Below are 17,777 nucleotides of genomic sequence, written 5' to 3' on the forward strand. Positions count from 1 at the left end.
ACCCAATGGACGATCTGCAATCCATATCTTCTCTTCGTGAGACCCTGCAGACCCTGCAGCAGGAAAACGAACTCCTGCGGGCACAGGCTTACGAGTCCAAGCTTCTCTTTTCCGGCTTGCACTCTCTGCTGGCTCTGGATGACGGGATCGATCCGTTTCAGGTCGTGTTTTCCTCCCTGCGCGATGTGTTCGACTTCGAAACCGCCTGCGCCTTGGTCGATGAGGGCGAGGAGATGGAGTGCATCGCGGCCACGTCGGTCTCGCTGATTGGAACCCGGTGGATGAAGTCGCGCATGATGCGCAAGGTTTTGAACGGGCGCGCGCGCGCCAAGCTGGAACACTATGGCCGAACCCCGATCACCGACCACCCGGAGCTGGTGAGCGCCGATCAGCCAGCCATGTTCCTGCCGATCCGGCTTGAGGCGCGGCGCGGCGCGATCGTGCTGCTGCGCGACCCGGAAAAAATCGGCTTCACGCGCGACGATGTGGTCATGGGGCAGCGTTTCGCCCTGCTCGCCTCCCACGCGCTGGGCATTCGGCGGCATCACCTCAGCGTGTCGGAAAACCTGCGCCTTCAGGAGCTTACCCGCATTCTGGAATACCGCGCGTTGCATGACGACCTGACCGGCGTCGGCAACCGTGCGCGTTTGAAACAACATGTCACGGCCGCGCTGGCGGAGCGCGAAGAGGATGAGCGGCTCGCCCTGATCTTCGTCGATATCGACCGGTTCAAGCGGATCAACGACTATTTCGGCCACGAGGCCGGAGACATGCTGTTGAAGGCGATCGCCGAGCGGCTTTCGGCAGAGGCCGGCGAAAAGGACTGCGTGTCGCGCATGAGCGGCGACGAGTTCATTATCGCCTTGTCCGGGCTGAGGGACATGCAACACGCGCAGGACCGCCTGAAGCGCATTCGCAACGCCCTGTGCGGCACCTATCTGCTGCTTGGCAACCGGGTGGATGTGACCGTTTCCATCGGCGTCAGCCTGTGCCCGGAAAATGGCGCGACCTACGCCGACCTGCGCCGCAACGCCGACTACGCCATGTACCGCTCCAAGGCGGAACGTCACGGGGCGGTGGTGTTCTTCTCGCAGGAAATGGGCCGCGCGCTCTACAGTTCCATGCAGCTTGAACGGCTGTTGCGCGAGGCGGTGGAGAACAGGGACTTCGAGGCCGCCTTGCAGCCCAAGGTGCGCATTTCCGATTACCGCGTCACCGGTTTCGAGGCGCTGGCACGATGGCGCGAGGATGACGGGACGGTGCGTTCGCCGGGCGAATTCATCCGTGCGGCCAGCGAACTGGGCCTGCTCAATCACATCACGATGGCCGTCACCCAGGACGCCCTGGCCACCTTCGACCGGCTGGACGAGCGGTTCGGGAACACGACGACGATCTCCATCAACATTGCCGGCATTCAGGCCAACGACCCTGTTTTCATGTCGGAACTGGTGGCCATGGTCGTCGCCAGCGGTCGCGCCAAGCGGATTGTTCTGGAACTGACCGAGGATGCGATGGTCCAGGCGCCGCAGTTCCGCGCGCTTGTCCAGCCGATGCTGAGCGCCGCGGGCATCCGCCTCGCCATCGACGATTTCGGCACCGGCTATTCCTCGCTTTCGGTCATCGCAGAACTGGAGGCGCACGAACTCAAGATCGATCGCACCTTCATTACCAATATCCATGAGAACCCGGTCAATCAGCGCATCCTGCGGGCCATCGAGCGGCTTGCCCAGTCGATGAACCTGCAAATCGTGGCCGAAGGCGTGGAGAAGCTGCAGGAATTGACCTATCTCGCCCGCGAGACCTCCGTAGACACCGTTCAGGGCTACTATTTCTCGCGTCCGATGTCGGTGCCGCGGGCCATCGAATGGCAGGGAACCGAGCTGCCGCAAATCGCCGCCGAGGTTGGCTGAGCGAAGACGCGCAGAACGGGCGGACGGCAGACACAAAAAGCAGACGGGGCGAACGGATCCGCCCCGAAGTTCGATTTTCCGGAAATGGAAGAAATGAGAGGGGCGGCGAACAGGCCGCCGCCGTCTCTTGCGCGGCCATGTTTCTATTCCGCGGCCATGTCCTCGCCATCTGCGCGGCGCGGCCTGCGGCGGCCCTCCGCACTCGCAGCCTCCAGGCCGGACTGACGCAGGATCTTGACCCGCTTCACACGGCGCGGATCGGCATCGATCACCTCGAACTCGAAGTCTTGCATGTTGGGCGCGGTGATCACCTCGCCGCGCACCGGCACCCGGCCGACAAGCGTGAAGAGCAGGCCGCCCAGCGTATCGATTTCCTCCGACATCTCCCCGATATCGAAGGCGTCGCCGAGCTCTTCCTGAAGATCCTCTATCATCACGCGCGCATCGGCGACCCAGGCCGCCTCGTTCTGGCGCACGAGCATCGGCTCCTCGTCCTCGTCATATTCGTCCTCGATGTCGCCGACGACGGTTTCAACAAGGTCTTCCAGAGAGACGAGGCCATCGGTACCGCCATATTCGTCGATGACGAGCGCCATCTGCACGCGCGAGGCCTGCATCTGGGCCATCAGGTCGGCGGCGCGCATGGAGGGCGGAACAAAGAGAACCGGACGGATGATGTCGAAATCGCTGAGGGGCTGGCTCAGGTCAAGCTGACAGGGAGCGGGGCCGCCACCGGATTCCGCGCCCGCCTCACCGGAGCCCTCATCGGCGTCCCCGGTCGCTCCTGCGTCTTTCGTGACGGTGTTCGCCGTGCCGTTCAACGCACCGGAGAAGAACCCCAGCAGGTCCTTGATGTGAACCATGCCACGCGGATCGTCGAGCGTGTCATGATAGACCGGCATGCGCGAATGTCCGGAGGTGCGGAACACCTCCATGAGTTCGGCAAGCGAAATGTTCTCGTCGACCGCGTCGATATCGGCACGCGGAACCATGACATCGTCCACCCGCACCTCGCGCAGGCGCAGGATGTTGCCCAGAAGAACCCGTTCTTCCGGCGAGAAATTCGCGTCTCCGCCATAATCGGCGGCGAGCACGTGTTCCAGATTTTCACGAAGGCTGCCGTTTCTGCGCAGCACCAGTTGGCTGATAAGGCGCGATAGCCAAGGTCGCGAGTCGCGCTCCGCTTCGCCATCATGACGGGAAGCAGGCGCGGTGGAACTCTGGCCGGGTTCCTCGGCTGAAGACGGCCCGGGATCTGAAGTTTCAGGCAATGTCATCGTCTCGTCCGGCCGCATCAAAGCGACCGTGTCTCGTCCTGTGTTTGCGGATCATTCAGGTAAGGGTCGGCGATGCCGAGGCTTGCCAGGATCCGGGTTTCGAGGCTCTCCATTATGTCGGCCTCTGAGTCAATTTGGTGATCATACCCGAAAAGATGAAGAGTTCCGTGTACGATTAAGTGAATGAGATGCGCATCGAAGGCGAGCGCGCCTTCTTCCGCCTCGCGCAGCACCGTCTCGCGGGCCAGCACGATATCGCCCAGAAGGGGGCCGAAAACCGGCCCCTCCTCATCGCCGCCGGGAAAGGAGAGCACGTTTGTCGGCTTGTCCTTGCCCCGGTAATCGCGATTGAGCACCTGAACTTCGGCATCATCGGAAAAGACGAGGCTCAGTTCGGAGCCCGGCAGGTAGCGCAGATCCGCTGTCGCGAAAACCGCCGCAATGGCCCGGTTCGCGAGGGCTTCCAGCGTCTCTTCCTCCGGCCAGCCCTCTGCATTGATCGTCAGATCGATTTCCAGATCGTCGGGGACCTGCCCCGCATCGCCGCGTGTCGGCATCATGACCCTGCTTCTCCAGCCCCTCACCCGCGCCGGGGCGGGGTGGTGTGGCCCGCATCCGCGCCGGAGCCGTCCTCGCCTTGCGCGGTGGCGCGGTCATAGGCGGCGACGATGCGCGCGACAAGTTCGTGGCGCACCACGTCCTTGTCGGTAAAGCGTACGCGCGTGATGCCTTCCACTCCGTCGAGCACGGCAAGCGCCTCGCGCAGCCCCGAGACCATGCCGCGCGGCAGGTCGATCTGGCTGGGATCGCCGGTGACGATCATCTTGGCGTTGTCGCCCAGGCGGGTCAGGAACATCTTCATCTGCATGGAGGTGGTGTTCTGCGCCTCATCGAGGATCACCACCGCATTGGACAAAGTCCGTCCGCGCATGAAGGCGAGCGGCGCGACCTCGATGACGCCGGAAAGGATGGCGCGTTCCACCTTTTCGCCGGGCATCATCTCGTAAAGCGCGTCATAGAGCGGCCGCAGATAGGGATCGACCTTTTCCTTCATGTCGCCGGGCAGGAAGCCGAGGCGTTCGCCCGCTTCAACAGCCGGACGCGACAGGATGATCCGGTCGATCTCGCCGCGTTCCAGCAACGCCGCCGCATAGGCCACCGCAAGGAAGGTCTTGCCGGTGCCCGCAGGCCCGATGCCGAAGACCAGATCGGCCCGGTCCATCGCGCGGATATAGGCATCCTGCGCGGGCGTGCGGGCGACGACGGTCTTGCGTTTGGTGGAAATCTGCGCGAAGGCCAGCTTTGAGCGCGGCTCCATCGTGGGCAGCGAGAGCTGGCCGGTTTCCGCGCTCGCCATGCGGATCGCGCCTTCCACATCGCCGGGATGCAGCTCGTGGCCCTGCTGGAGGCGATGATAGAGCCCCTCCAGCGCCAGACGCGCCTGTTCGCAGCCATCCTGTGTGCCCTTGATGGCCACCTGGTTGCCGCGCGCGACCGCTTCCACGCCCAGACGGCGCTCGATCAATGCCAGGTTCTGGTCGAACTGACCGAACAGATCGCCAATGAGACGGTTGTCATCGAAGGCCACGACCACATGGGTCATGTCGGAAGCGGGCACCGACCCGCCGACCACACCTTCGGCACCTTGTGCTGGGGTATCCCCCGTCAAGCCCTGCCTCCTGCTTCCGCCGCCACGCGGCCATCCGCACCCGACGGCCTTGCCGCCGCCTCATCACCGGTCAACCGGCCCACAAGGGAATTGGGGCCGACATCCTCGATCACAACCTGGCGGATCTCGCCGAAAAGCTCCGCCGGCGCGTCCACGTGAACCGCCTGAAGCCAGGGCGAGCGCCCGCCGAGCTGGCCTTCGAACCGGCCCGGCTTCTCAAACAGAACATCCATCACCGCGCCGCGCTTGGAGGCGTTGAAAGCCTGCTGCTGCTGCGACAGCAGCGCCTGAAGGCGGGCGAGGCGTTCCGACTTGACCTCTTCGGGCACCTGATCATCAAGCGCCGCACCGGGCGTGCCGGGACGCGGGCTGTATTTGAACGAGAAGGCCGAGGCATAGCCGACCTCTTCCACCAGCTTCATGGTGGCGCGGAAATCGTCTTCCGTCTCCCCCGGGAAACCCACGATGAAGTCGCCGGAAAGCGCGATGTCAGGGCGGGCGGCGCGGATGCGCTCCACCAGCGCCATGTATTCGGCGGCCGTGTGCTTGCGGTTCATCATGCCGAGAATACGGTCGGACCCGGCCTGCACGGGCAGGTGCAGATAGGGCATCAGCGCATCCAGATCCCGGTGCGCGGCCATCAGCTCGTCATCCATGTCGCGCGGATGGGAGGTGGTGTAGCGCAGACGATCGAGGCCGGGAATGTCGGCCAGCGCATGAAGCAGGCGGCCAAGGCCCCAGTCCGCGCCGTCCGGCCCCTTGCCGTGATAGGCGTTGACGTTCTGGCCCAGAAGCGTCACCTCACGCACACCGGCATCCGCCAGACGGCGGGCTTCATCAAGCACCTGCGCGATCGGGCGTGAAACCTCCGCACCGCGGGTATAGGGCACCACGCAGAAGGTGCAGAACTTGTCACAGCCTTCCTGCACGGTGAGGAAGGCGGTCACGCCGCGCTTCAGCGTCACTTCGCGCGAGGCAGCGGGCAGTGCCTTGAACTTGTCCTCGGTGGGCAGATCCGTCTCCACCACCCGATCGCCCGCGCCCGCGCGCTTCAGCAATTCCGGCAGGCGGTGATAGCTTTGCGGACCGAAGACCAGATCGACCGCGGGCGCACGGTGCATGATCTCCTCGCCCTCGGCCTGCGCCACACACCCGGCCACCGCCAGCGTCATCGGCCTTGCGGTTTCCGCGCGCGCATCCTTCAGCTTCCGAATGCGGCCGATTTCGGAATAGACCTTTTCCGCCGCCTTCTCGCGGATGTGGCAGGTGTTCAGGATGACGAGATCGGCGTCCTCAAGGGTGTCCGTGCTGGCGTAGCCTTCGGGCGCCAGCGCATCCGTCATACGATCGGAATCGTAGACGTTCATCTGGCAGCCATAGGTACGAACGAAGACTTTCTTGGCGTCACTCATGAATGTCGAAACCAGACCTTGCAGGCATTGTCCGGTGCAGCCGGGGCCTTGCGCCTCAGCATGCACGATGCGGGAGTTAAGGGAGCCCTTTTCAAGGAGAAGACCTCAAAATACGGGAACCATCCCTTCATTTTTGCAGGCCGCTTCCTCTGCTTCGCAGGGGCATTTGTCAATGCACGGGGCAAAAAAAGCCCCGGCGAGACGTTCTCGACCTCAGAAGTAGCGTTTTTTCGAAGATAAGAGAATAGGCTGTTATTGCGGCGCGGCAATGTTTTGAGGCGCATCGGGCGACGCCAATGGCGAAACGTCCTTCGCACCGGTGATCCGCGTCGCCGGTTCGCGCGCCTGAAGGGTGGCCATGAGCGCCTCACGCACGGTCTCTTCCAGCTGCAAGGTCAAGGCCTTGCGGCTGGTGGACGGGGTCACGGCCACCGGTTCGCCCCAGACCAGCTCCACATCCACCGCGCCTTCCTTCATCAGCCGCCACAGATGCGGGGCGAGATCCATGTCGCCGTACCAGCCGATGAGCGGGCGGGTGCGCCGGTCGAGCGGCAGGCCCTGAAGGCGCGTATAGACGATGGCGAGCGGCTGCACCCAGACGGTCTCGGCCCCCGCCGCGCCATTGCCGGCAAGGGCTGCCTGCGCCGCCCCGATCAGGGCGCTTCGAAAGGGCAGGACCCTTGAGCCGTCGGAGGAGGTTCCTTCGGCAAAGAGCACCATGGCATCGCCGTCGGCGAGCCGTTCGGCGATTTCGGAATTCGTACGCCCCGTGGCGGAGCGGCGCTGGCGGTTGACGAAGACCGAGCGTTGCAGGCGCGCGAAGGTGCCGAAAAGCGGCCAGCTCGCCACTTCCGATTTGGCGATGAAGGAAAGCGGCACGCGCGAGCCCAGCACCACGATATCGAGCCAGGAAACATGATTGGCGCTCACCAGCAGCGGGCGCGTTGCGCAAAGCCGGCCCCGTTCGGTGACACGCACCCCCAGGAGCCAGCATCCCACCCGGTGAAACAGAACCGGGATCGTGCGCCTGACCTGCCAGCCATAGCGCACCGCAAGCCATTGCAGTGGCAGAAGAATGAGCGTGACGACGGTCAAGCCGGCAATCGCCAGACAGGCGCGCAGGGCGGGCATGGCCTTGAAGTCTCCTCACTCAGGTCGGGATCGATCGCGCAAGCGACGACAGATCCTGCAATATCGCGCACGCGCCGACGAGGTCAAACCGCACGACAAGGGCGCGCTCAGCTAGCCCACATCCTGCGTCAAAGGGATGACAGCGGACCGGACCGGCCCCTCTCAGGTCTTCCCAGCCCCCAGCCCACCCTTGAGCGGGCGCTGCGGCGGTGTCATTTCGCGGCGCATGACAAGCGCCGTCGAGGCCTCGCCATCCTTGCCGGTTGCCGCATAATACCCCTTGCGCTCGCCCACCACCTTGAAGCCCAGCCGCTCGTAAAGCGCGCAAGCGGAGCCATTCTCCGCATCGACCTCAAGAAAGATGTTGAGCACACGGTCGGCATAGAGGCGGCGCATGGCCGCTTCCATCAGCAGCTTGCCGTGCCCGCGACCACGCCAGCGCGGGTGAACCGCAATGGTCAGGATTTCTGCCTCATCTGCCACGGCGCGCACCATCACGAAGCCGATGGGACGGCGCGAGGCCGTGGGCGCGGCGCGGCGCGTCACCAATGCGAACACCCCGTCGCCCGCCATGAGCGAGGCAATCTCTTCCTCGCTCCAGTCCCGGACAAAGGACAGCTCGTGCAACTCCGCCATGATCGGGAAGTCTTCACGCTCGGCCTCGCTGACGCGCGGCGGTGCGGGGTAAAACCAGCGCCCGATCATGCGCGCGCGATCCTGAAACGCGTCTGCGGCTTGGCGTCGGGTGGTTTCAGATAGAGCGGGGCGGGCGGCGCATCCGGCACCGGGGCGGCAAGCCCCAGCCGCGCCACACAGGCGATATCGGGCGCAGCCGAGCGGTCGATGATCTCAAGGTCGGGCCGCAAGCCCGCAATCGCATCGGCAGCCGCACCGCCAAGCCGGGTGCCGGGCGCAAGGTCCCTGGCAAAATCCGCCGCCTCAAGGGCCGCAGGCTCACCGAGAGCGGCGCCCGTCGCGTCAAAGACCTGCGCATAGACCTCACCGCCGCGCGCGGGCAGGGCAATCGCGATTGGGTGTCCGCCCGCCGCCTCGCGCGCGCCGTCGGCGATGGCCGCAAGCGTCGTCACGCCGACAAGATCAAGCGAGACGACGACAGCAAAACCGCGCGCAACGGACAGGGCCACGCGCAAACCGGTGAAACTGCCCGGTCCGACGGTGACGACGATACGGTCGAGGTCGGAAAACTCCGCGCCCGCCTGCCCCATCGCCTCACGCACCATTCCGGCGAGGCGTTCGGCATGGCCGCGGCCAAGCTCTTCGCTGACAGCGCAAAGCATACCGTCGTCCTTGAGAACGGCGGCGGAACAACGCCCAAGGGCGGTATCGAGCGCAAGCAGGGTCATGGCGCATGGCTAGCGTCACATGAGCGTCCTGTCGAGTGGGGAAATGAGATTAAAAGCCGAGCATCGCGCCGCAGGTCGGGCGGGCCTGGCACACCTTCGCAAAGGATAAGGGCCGGTGACGATGCGACCGGCCCCGCCTGAAACCTACATCGCCCGCACTTCTTCCACTTCGGGAATGAAATGGCGCATCAGGTTCTGGATGCCGTGGCGCAGCGTCGCCGTGGAGGACGGACAGCCCGCACAGGCCCCGCGCATGGAGAGATAGACGATGCCATCCTTGAAGCCGCGGAAGGTGATGTCGCCACCATCCTGTGCCACGGCCGGACGCACGCGCGTCTCCAGCAGTTCCTTGATGGTCGCCACCGTCTCGCCGTCGCCCTCGCCGAAGAACTCTTCCGCGTTCTCCGCCGCGCAATCGGCCTTCAGCACCGGCTGGCCGGACATGAAATGTTCCATGATCGCGCCGAGCACGGCAGGCTTCAGGTGCTGCCAGTCGCTGTCGTCCTTGGTGACGGTGATGAAGTCATAACCGAAATAGACGCCCGCCACGCCGGGAACCTGGAAGAGCTTTTCGGCAAGGGGCGAATCGTGTGCGCCATCCGCCTCGCGGTAGTCGCGCGTGTCGCCTTCGAGCACCACGCGGCCCGGAATGAACTTGAGCGTCGCCGGATTGGGCGTTGCTTCGGTCTGAATGAACATTGGATCTGCCCTCTGGGGATCTGCCTTTAGGTGTTCGTCGCCGGTGGTGGGAGCCTCGTGTCGCGACATCGGCCCCGCTTGCGCACCGGATTTCGCCGGGATCGAGACTTGAGCCGACCAGCCTTGCCAATCTGTCGCACCCCGCAAGACGACAAAACGTCGCCAGTCGGGAGACTGCAGTCGCACCGCAGGAAACGCCCGGTCCAGGAACCACCGGCCGTCACGCCAGTTTTGAATTATTCCATTCTAGCGCAAATAGGTCGTTTGGCAAAGCAAACAAGGGGGGATGGGCCGGTTTCCCCCAACCGCAAGGAAAGGCCGCGCGCTTTCAGGCAAGCGAGGCGATTTCCTCGTCGCTCAGCGTTCCGGGCACGATGGTGACGGGAATGGGGAAAGTGCCTGCGCTCTTGGAGGCGAAGGAGGAGACCAGCGGGCCGGGACCATCGGAACTCGTGCCCGCGGCCAGAACGAGAATGGCGATATCCTGATCTTCCTCGATCAGGGTGATGATCTCGCTGGAAAGCGTACCTTCCACGATGACGCTTTCCGGATCCACACGGGCAACGGCGCGGATTTTTTCCGCCGCGCGGGCGAGCGTTGTCTCGGCCTCCTGCTGCGCTTCGGCGCGCATGATGTTCTCCACGCCGATCCAGTGCTGGAAATCGGCGGGGGCGATGCAATAGAGCATGACAACGGCCCCGCCGGTGCGTTCCGCGCGCATTGCCGCATAGACCAGGGCCCGGTCGCATTCCGGCGTCTCGTCAACGACGACCAGAAACTTGCGCCGGTGGCCTTCCTCGAAGCTGCGTCTCTTTACCATGCGCGCATGCTGCCACCGGGTCCCGAAAGCGGCAAGTCTCTTGATGTCGCTTTCGGGAAAAGACAGAGGCTGCGGGCCTCAGTTGGCGGGTGTCAGGATCGCATCGAAACAGGCGGCCAACGCATCGCGGGCATCGAGCGGCAACACATGCGCCACATATTGATCGGGCCGAACCACAACCAGACAGCCCTTTTTCCGGTCGATGCCGCGCGCGTCATAGATATCCTGCCCGCCCTTCAGGTCGGGACAGAAGACCTTCTCGTAGTCGATGAGCCCATAGCGCCCCTTCCTGGGCAAAAGCAGGGACGGCAGGGTCTCAAGGCTCAGGCTCTGATGGCCGAAGGGCAGGATCGCGCGCAGATCGAGGAGCGAATCGATGTCCTCGCCGGTCCGCGTGAAGCGACGGATGGGTGAGGCCGGATCGCTTTCCAGCCAGTTGCACAGACGGGCGAGAGGAGAGGCGGCATCCGCCGGATCGCTGTCATCGGCGAAGGCGAAGAGACGCCAGCGCCCATCCGCTCTCACCGTGTGCCCCAGATGGATGCGTTTGGCGTCCGCAAGGCGAATGACGGGGAAGGAGTGAAAACGCATGCCGGGGGGAAAGCCGGTCGCCAGATCCGCATGGGCCGTGTCGCCGGTCAGAAGCGAGGGGCGATAGTGGGTCGCAACCCCCGCGGTGAAGCGGCCAAAACGCTGGAAGTGGCGCTGGAATTCGACCGGATCGACGGCGTCAGCGTCTGCATTGGTGTCGGCAGTGGCATCCGCGCCCGCCGCCTCGTCCTTGGGACGGGCGGAGAACATGCGCGCCCAGTCGCGGTCGAAATCGATCAGGTCCTGCGCGATTTTCTGCCGCTCGTCGGAATAGGTCGCCAGCAGGCCCGGCCCGCTTCGCCCGCTCAGCACATGGGCAAGTTTCCAGCCGAGATTGAACGTGTCCTGCATGGAGACATTCATGCCCTGCCCCGCCTTGGGGCTGTGGGTGTGACAGGCATCGCCCGCGATGAAGACGCGCGGGGTGCGGGTGCCAATCTCGTCGTCGGCCAGATCGTCGAACCGGTCGGTGAGCCGCTGGCCGATCTCGTAGACAGACCACCACGCCACCTCCTTCACCTCCAGCGAATAGGGATGGAAGATGCGCCTGGCGGCGGCAATCAGGTGATCGGACGTGATGTTGCGGCTGGCGACGCGTTCGTTTTCGGCAAGCTTGTCCATCTCCACATAGAGGCGCACCAGATAGCCGCCCTCGCGCGGGATGATCAGCACGTTGCCCTCATCGGCCGAATGGATCGCGGCCTTCAGCCGGATATCGGGAAAGTCCGTGACGGCCAGAACATCAATCACGCCCCAGGCCTGATTGGCCGAATCACCGCGCAATTCCCGGCCCAGAGCCTGACGCACGCCGGACCGCGCCCCATCGCAGCCGACCACGTAGCGCGCGCGCACCGTTTCAACCGTCGCCGGAGCCCCGTCCTTGCCCGCGCGCTCGATGCGCACCGTCACCGGGTGGGAGGCGTCCGGGTCGGGATCGACGGTCAGATCGAGGAAGGAACAGCCATAATCCGGCGTCAGGCGGCGGGCGCCGTTGGCCATCACATCCAGATAGCAGTCATGCACGCGGGCCTGATTGAGGATCACATGGGGAAATTCCGAAAGCCCGTCCTCCACGTCCTGCACACGGCCATGGCGGATGAGGTTGGACCGCTCCGCCGGGTCCGGCTTCCAGAAGGTCACCTCGTTGACCCAGTAGGCTTCCCGCTCGATCCGCTCGGCAAAGCCGAAGGCCTGGAACATCTCCATGGTGCGACAGGCGATGCCGTCGGCCTGCCCAAGGCTCATCGGACCGTCCTTACGCTCCACGAGACGGGTCTCGATTTGCGGGAAGGCGGCAAGCTGGGCGGCAAGCGTGAGGCCCGCGGGCCCGCCACCGACGATCAGCACATCGAGCTTTTCAGGCAGGGTTTGCGACTGTTCGCCGTCCATCGCCGGGGCGATATCGGGGTTTCCGGGCTGAAATCCATTGAGATGAAACTGCATGATCGGCCTCCTCCATGCCGAATGCGCCATCGCACACCGCCCCTCCTCGGGCAGGTCCGCAATGGCACGTGTCTGTCTGGGCGGGGGGATGAAAGCCGATCCTTCGAGACGCCTGCTGGCGCAGGCTCCTCAGGATGACGTTCTCGTGTTGGGAAATCGACCCCCCATCCACACACACAACGTCATCCTGAGGAGCGCTCGCGAGAGCGCGTCTCGAAGGATCGGCTGCGGGCTCGAACCGAACTGGCCCCGAACCGCGCTGGACTCAAACCACACTGGGCCCTTACCGCCTCGGTCTTGACCTGACCACGAATGCAGTCATGCACCGATCAAGCCCCCGGCTTCCCCGCCTGATATTGATCAGTATGCTGATTATCAGTATACTTGCAATAAGAATGATTCAAGTCTGCGCCGCAAGGGCAGGCCTGCTTCCGGGTCGGAGAAGGGAACATCAACAATGGTCGATGCGAATGACATGCCGGGCCACCTGATCCGGCGGCTCCAGCAAAGCGCGGTGGCGATCTTCCATCAGGAGGTGGAGGGCGCAGGGCTCGACCTGACGCCGGTGCAGTTCGCAGCGCTTGATCAGGTCGCGCGCGCACCCGACATCGACCAGGTCACCTTGGCCGGGCTCATCGCCCATGACCGCACCACCATCACCGGCGTCGTCGACCGCCTGGCCGCCAAGGGGTTGTTGACCCGCACGGTCAGCAAGACCGACCGGCGCGCGCGCACGCTGCATGTGACGCAAGACGGCCTCGCCCTGCTCGCCCGCGTCCGCCCCCATGTGGAGGCCGCGCAGGCGGCGATGCTGCAAGGGCTGGAGGCGCCTGAGAGAGACGAGTTCCTGCGGCTGATGAAGAAGGCGCTGGAGGCGATCAACGCGCTCAGCCGCGCGCCCCTCAAACAGGTTTGATCCTTGTGAAAAGGGGCCGGTGATGCGCCGACCCCTTTTCGTATTCGTCGCAAGTCGCAGCGCCTAGAGAATGAAGCGCGACAGGTCGGCGTTGGAGGCGATATCGCCGATATTCTCGCGCACATAGTCCGCATCCACGATGAAGGTCTCCCCCGCGCGATCCGGCGCGGTATAGGAGATCTCGTCGAGAATGCGCTCCATCACCGTCTGGAGACGGCGCGCGCCGATATTCTCGATGGAGGAATTGATGTCCACCGCGATGGAGGCGATCTCGTCGATGGCGTCCTCGGTGATTTCCAGCGTCACCTCTTCCGTGCCCATCAGCGCCACATATTGCTTGATGAGGCTCGCCTCCGTATCCGTCAAAATGCAACGGAAGTCGTCGCGCGTCAGCGCCTTCAACTCCACGCGGATGGGAAGTCGTCCCTGCAATTCCGGCAAAAGGTCGGAGGGCTTGGCAACGTGGAAGGCGCCCGATGCGATGAAGAGGATATGATCGGTCTTCACCGCGCCGTGCTTGGTGGTGACCGTCGTGCCCTCGATCAAAGGCAGCAGGTCGCGCTGGACGCCTTCGCGGCTGACATCCGCCCCGCCGCGGCTTTCGCGCGCGCAGATCTTGTCTATCTCGTCGAGGAAGACGATGCCGTTTTCCTCCACGATGCGCACCGCTTCCTGCACGACCTGATCCTCATCGAGAAGCTTGTCGGATTCCTCGTTGATCAGGAACTCGTAGGACTCGGCCACCGTAACGCGCTTGGTCTTCTTGGCGCCGCCGAAAGCCTTGCCGAGCACGTCCGACAAGTTCATCACGCCGACGGTGCCTGCCCCCATGCCCGGCATGTCGAAGCTTCGCATGGTGGGGGTGGCGGTCACCTGGATCTCGATTTCCTTGTCGTCAAGCTCGCCCGCGTGAAGGCGCTTGCGGAAGCTCTGGCGGGTGGCCGGCGAGGCCGCAGGGCCGACAAGGGCGTCGAGCACACGCTCTTCGGCCTGTTCCTGCGCCTTGGCCTGGACGGACTTGCGCTTGTCGGCGCGCACCAGCCCGATGCCCGCTTCCACCAGATCGCGGATGATCTGCTCCACGTCGCGGCCCACATAGCCCACTTCCGTGAATTTGGTGGCTTCCACCTTGATGAAGGGCGCATTGGCGAGCTTGGCGAGACGACGGGAGATTTCCGTCTTGCCGACGCCGGTCGGGCCGATCATCAGGATGTTCTTGGGCAGCACCTCGTCGCGCATGTCGCCGGTGAGCTGCTGACGCCGCCAGCGGTTCCTGAGCGCGATGGCCACCGCGCGTTTGGCGTCTTTCTGGCCGATGATGTGGCGGTCGAGTTCGGAAACGATCTCCCGGGGAGAAAAGTCGGTCATTTTGCATGTGTCCTGATGGGAGGGACAAAGTCGAAAAGCCCAGTGTCGACGAACGGCGCCAGCATCATGCGGCGCACTGACGTCCAGCCGGAACCGAGAATGAGAACGAAAAGGCCAAGAATGAGCAGGACCACGGCGAGGCCGCTGTCTGCCTGTACGTTGGCATTGCCGAAGAGCTGGGCAAGCGCGATGCCCAGATAAATGAGGCCGGAAACGAGAAGCGCCCGGCGGTCGACGATGAGGGCGACAACGCCCAGCGCGAGAACCACGGCGATGATGATGAAGGCCTCGCCCGTGCTGCCAGTTTCAGGTCCCACCAACATCATGACCGAATGCATGATCAGCGGTGCGGCCAGCAGGTGCAGCCAGAAGGCCTTGTCGGTGTTGAGGGTGGTGCGGTCCAGATCGCGGGCGTCGAAACGCATGGCAAGCGCGAAACTCACGATGCCCGATGCCAGCATGAAGAGCGCCGGGTGCCCGCTCACCAGCCCCGGACTGGCGGTTTCGAGCAAACCTCCGACTGCGGCCAGACCACCGGCCACGAGGCCGGTCAGCGCGATGGGCACATGGAAGCGGACGTAATAGAGCGCACCGGCGGCGAAGGCGGCGAGGCCGAAGACCAGCGGACCGCTCGTCGACCTGCCCCAGTTGGCGGGGACAAGGAAGTCGAGCCGGCTGACGAAGCCGGAGCTGCCCGAGATCTGTCCGTAAAGGGCCAGCATGGCAATGGCGGCGAAGGTGGTGAACAGAACGGAGAGCACGATTGCCGGCAGCGCAAGCTTGCGGCGCGCCACCAGCCATTCAGCCAGAGCCCACGCGACCACCGCAGCCGTCGCAAAAGTCGGCAGATTCTGCTGCATGCTGTCGGGCAACAGGGTTGCCAAAGCGATGAACAGCCCTGCAAACAGGATCACGATGCCGATGGTGATGAAGATGTCGTGGAAGCCGCGCGCAAAGCGCACTTCCTCGCGATCCGCCACCGGGTCGCTGTCGCGATTGTAATAGGCGATCAGCCGATCGGCCTGCGCAGGCGTCAGAATGCCTGCGCGGACCGGGCCATCGAGTTCTTCACGCGCCAGCATCGAGACTTTCCACCACCACGTTGCCATTGGTGTAGACGCAGATATCGGCGGCGATCGCCATGGCCTTGCGGGCGATCTCCTCCGCGCTCATGTCGGTGTCGGCGAGCGCCCGCGCTGCCGCCAGCGCGTAGTTGCCGCCGGACCCGATGCCGGTGATGCCGCCTTCCGGCTCCAGCACGTCGCCGGTGCCGGTCAGCACCAGAGAGACGCTCGCATCGGCCACGATCATCATGGCTTCCAGCCTGCGCAGGTAGCGGTCGGTGCGCCAGTCCTTGGCCAGCTCCACGCAGGCGCGCATGAGCTGGTTGGGATATTGCTCCAGTTTCGCTTCCAGCCGCTCAAACAGCGTGAAGGCATCGGCGGTGGCGCCCGCAAAGCCTGCAATCACGTTGCCCTTGGCAAGCGGGCGGACCTTTCGGGCGGTGGACTTGATCACCGTGGGGCCGAGCGAGACCTGCCCATCGCCTGCAATCACCACCTTGCCGCCCTTGCGGACCGTGACGATGGTTGTGCCGTGCCAGACTTCGATATCGCTCATTCTCAAGCTCCGCTTGGTTGCGAACGGGCGCTTTGGCCCGTGTGGTTCGCCCTTATTTATGCGCGACGGTGCCATGTTCCAACCGGTGGCCGCGAAACAGTTTCACCAAGCCCGCGGTCTCATCGGCAGACAGGACCGTCAACTCAGGTAGCGCGAGGCCTCATCGATCAGCCGCCGCGTGACGGCGCGCATGAGCCCGGCCGCCTGCATGTCGCAAATGCCCCCCGCCGCGTTGAACGCCTTGTCCGCCCGTGCCAGCGCGACCTGCTCGGGAATGACCAGCGCGCCCAGCCCCAGTTCCAGAACCGGACGCAGCGCGGCAAGGGCGCGTGTGCCGCCAAGCTGGCCTGCGGAGGCGGCGGAAACCGCGAATATCCGGTTCTGGAAAGGATTGTTTCCAGCCCGATCCAGGGCGCCGGGACGGCTCATCCAGTCGAGCGTGTTCTTCAAAAGCGCCGGAAAGCAGGCATTGTGTTCCGGGGTCACGATCAACACGCCCTGATGGGCCTGAAAGAGGCGCACGAGCTTTTTCGCCGCCTCCGGAACGCCCTTGTCGCGCTCCAGATCCCCGTCATAGATCGGCATCGGATAGTCGGCGAGCGTGATCCGGGTCACCTCGGCATCCGCCAGCGCCATTTCCTTGGTCATGGCAGCGGCGAGCTTCGCGCTGAACGAGCCTGCGCGGGCGGAGCCTGCAAGAACAAGTATTCTGGGGTGACGCATTGCGGCCTCTGCCTGACACGGGTTGGATCCCAGATTTAGTCAATGGCAGGGCCGTATTCAAATATTCTCTTGCAACATTGTCCAAATTTATTGGTGCTTTCCCCCCAACCATATTCCGTATACGATACCATACTTATTACGTTCGCTGAATCTGTAAACTGACACATCGCACTTTTCATTGGCTTGTATTGAGGTCGCTTACATGAACTTGCCTGCGTGGATCAATAAAAGCCCGAATAGACCGCCAAACGATGAGATCGGAACAGAATATTTCTGGGAAATATGCTCTGCAGTTGGCCATCTTACATCGACTTGGGAGCGATGCGAGCACTCGCTTTCCCTACTGTATGCCAGCATGTTCCCCGGAAGTTTTAATGAAGCAAAACGATCCTTTGGGTCGATTCTTGGTTCTGGTGCAAGATGCGACATGGTTGCCGCAGCTAGTGCAGGTCAAAACGATCGAGTGACAGATCTTCTAAAAGCATATCGCAGAATCTCCAGCATAAGGAACAACATTGCACATGGAATGATTTTAAATGAAAAAGAAAAATTCTATGAGGAGTGTGACCTATCATCACCTCGTGGTAATTTCTACGTTGTTCCCGCCCTATACAATGAAAACAAGATGGGAGACTATGGCATTCCAAAAATCTTTTACAATGCCAAAACGCTGACGGAAATAACTATCGTCATTACTCACCTAATTAAAGAATGCCAAGAAATTGCATTTGATAATTCTTCCCCATCACCATCAACAGAGAATGGATTGATGCGCTACCTCATCTGGAAGAAATAAATTCGCGACATATGGCCTATTTTCTATAAAAAAAGCAG

17 protein-coding genes are annotated in these 17,777 nt (G+C 63.3%); 3 read left to right on the plus strand and 14 right to left on the minus strand.

Annotated features, from left to right (window positions below; translation table 11 throughout):
* The first annotated feature begins 5 nt into the window (after positions 1-5).
* Positions 6-1,910 (plus strand): EAL domain-containing protein, encoded by a 1,905-nt coding sequence (locus ABGM93_RS13295; protein WP_321500164.1) that lies wholly within the window; start codon positions 6-8, stop codon positions 1,908-1,910.
* A 143-nt stretch (positions 1,911-2,053) separates the two neighbouring features.
* Here the strand turns inward: ABGM93_RS13295 and ABGM93_RS13300 are convergent, their stop codons facing one another.
* From ABGM93_RS13300 to ABGM93_RS13345, 10 genes are all read right to left on the minus strand, one after another.
* A complete protein-coding gene (locus ABGM93_RS13300; RefSeq protein WP_321500166.1) occupies positions 2,054-3,187 on the minus strand; it encodes a hemolysin family protein in 1,134 nt (377 codons plus the stop codon).
* Positions 3,188-3,204: 17 nt separating this feature from the next.
* Entirely contained in the window at positions 3,205-3,747 is a 543-nt protein-coding gene (gene ybeY, locus ABGM93_RS13305) for an rRNA maturation RNase YbeY (protein ID WP_319774903.1), read from the minus strand.
* A gap of 20 nt (positions 3,748-3,767) precedes the next feature.
* Entirely contained in the window at positions 3,768-4,790 is a 1,023-nt protein-coding gene (locus tag ABGM93_RS13310) for a PhoH family protein (protein ID WP_321505889.1), read from the minus strand.
* A 62-nt stretch (positions 4,791-4,852) separates the two neighbouring features.
* Entirely contained in the window at positions 4,853-6,268 is a 1,416-nt protein-coding gene (gene miaB / locus ABGM93_RS13315) for a tRNA (N6-isopentenyl adenosine(37)-C2)-methylthiotransferase MiaB (RefSeq protein WP_321500169.1), read from the minus strand.
* Between the two features lie 252 nt (positions 6,269-6,520).
* Complete coding sequence (locus ABGM93_RS13320; protein WP_321500171.1) at positions 6,521-7,399, minus strand: lysophospholipid acyltransferase family protein; 879 nt, start codon at positions 7,397-7,399, stop codon at positions 6,521-6,523.
* 162 nt (positions 7,400-7,561) lie between these two features.
* Positions 7,562-8,104, minus strand: a complete 543-nt coding sequence (locus ABGM93_RS13325; protein WP_321500173.1) for a GNAT family N-acetyltransferase — start codon at positions 8,102-8,104, stop codon at positions 7,562-7,564.
* On the minus strand, positions 8,101-8,763 hold the full coding sequence (tsaB, locus tag ABGM93_RS13330; RefSeq protein WP_321500176.1) for a tRNA (adenosine(37)-N6)-threonylcarbamoyltransferase complex dimerization subunit type 1 TsaB: 663 nt from the start codon (positions 8,761-8,763) through the stop codon (positions 8,101-8,103). The genes ABGM93_RS13325 and tsaB overlap by 4 nt, the downstream gene beginning before the upstream one ends.
* A gap of 144 nt (positions 8,764-8,907) precedes the next feature.
* Positions 8,908-9,462, minus strand: a complete 555-nt coding sequence (locus ABGM93_RS13335) for a NifU family protein (protein WP_321500178.1) — start codon at positions 9,460-9,462, stop codon at positions 8,908-8,910.
* A gap of 328 nt (positions 9,463-9,790) precedes the next feature.
* Complete coding sequence (locus ABGM93_RS13340; protein WP_319774897.1) at positions 9,791-10,282, minus strand: universal stress protein; 492 nt, start codon at positions 10,280-10,282, stop codon at positions 9,791-9,793.
* Between the two features lie 78 nt (positions 10,283-10,360).
* On the minus strand, positions 10,361-12,316 hold the full coding sequence (locus ABGM93_RS13345) for an FAD-binding monooxygenase (RefSeq protein ID WP_321500181.1): 1,956 nt from the start codon (positions 12,314-12,316) through the stop codon (positions 10,361-10,363).
* 457 nt (positions 12,317-12,773) lie between these two features.
* Between ABGM93_RS13345 and ABGM93_RS13350 the strand changes: the two genes are divergently transcribed.
* Positions 12,774-13,232: a MarR family transcriptional regulator gene (locus tag ABGM93_RS13350; protein WP_321500183.1), complete on the plus strand. Its 459-nt coding sequence runs from the start codon at positions 12,774-12,776 to the stop codon at positions 13,230-13,232.
* Positions 13,233-13,295: 63 nt separating this feature from the next.
* Here ABGM93_RS13350 and hslU read toward each other — a convergent pair whose 3' ends face one another.
* The 4 genes from hslU to ABGM93_RS13370 form a co-directional block, all read right to left on the minus strand.
* Positions 13,296-14,600, minus strand: coding sequence for an ATP-dependent protease ATPase subunit HslU (hslU, locus tag ABGM93_RS13355; protein ID WP_321500185.1), 1,305 nt, complete (start codon positions 14,598-14,600; stop codon positions 13,296-13,298).
* A complete protein-coding gene (locus ABGM93_RS13360) occupies positions 14,597-15,682 on the minus strand; it encodes a hypothetical protein (RefSeq protein ID WP_321500187.1) in 1,086 nt (361 codons plus the stop codon). Before ABGM93_RS13360 ends, hslU begins: the two co-directional genes overlap by 4 nt.
* Positions 15,669-16,220 (minus strand): ATP-dependent protease subunit HslV, encoded by a 552-nt coding sequence (gene hslV, locus ABGM93_RS13365; RefSeq protein ID WP_319774892.1) that lies wholly within the window; start codon positions 16,218-16,220, stop codon positions 15,669-15,671. The genes ABGM93_RS13360 and hslV overlap by 14 nt, the downstream gene beginning before the upstream one ends.
* Before the next feature lie 138 nt (positions 16,221-16,358).
* The gene (locus ABGM93_RS13370; protein ID WP_321500189.1) at positions 16,359-16,943 is read right to left on the minus strand and encodes an NAD(P)H-dependent oxidoreductase; all 585 of its coding nucleotides are present in this window, start codon (positions 16,941-16,943) and stop codon (positions 16,359-16,361) included.
* Between the two features lie 202 nt (positions 16,944-17,145).
* On the opposite strand from ABGM93_RS13370, the gene ABGM93_RS13375 reads away from it, so the two are divergent.
* Complete coding sequence (locus ABGM93_RS13375) at positions 17,146-17,739, plus strand: hypothetical protein (RefSeq protein WP_321500192.1); 594 nt, start codon at positions 17,146-17,148, stop codon at positions 17,737-17,739.
* Positions 17,740-17,777: the final 38 nt, after the last annotated feature.

Source organism: Breoghania sp. (assembly GCF_963674635.1).
In the GTDB taxonomy this organism is placed as follows: domain Bacteria; phylum Pseudomonadota; class Alphaproteobacteria; order Rhizobiales; family Stappiaceae; genus Breoghania.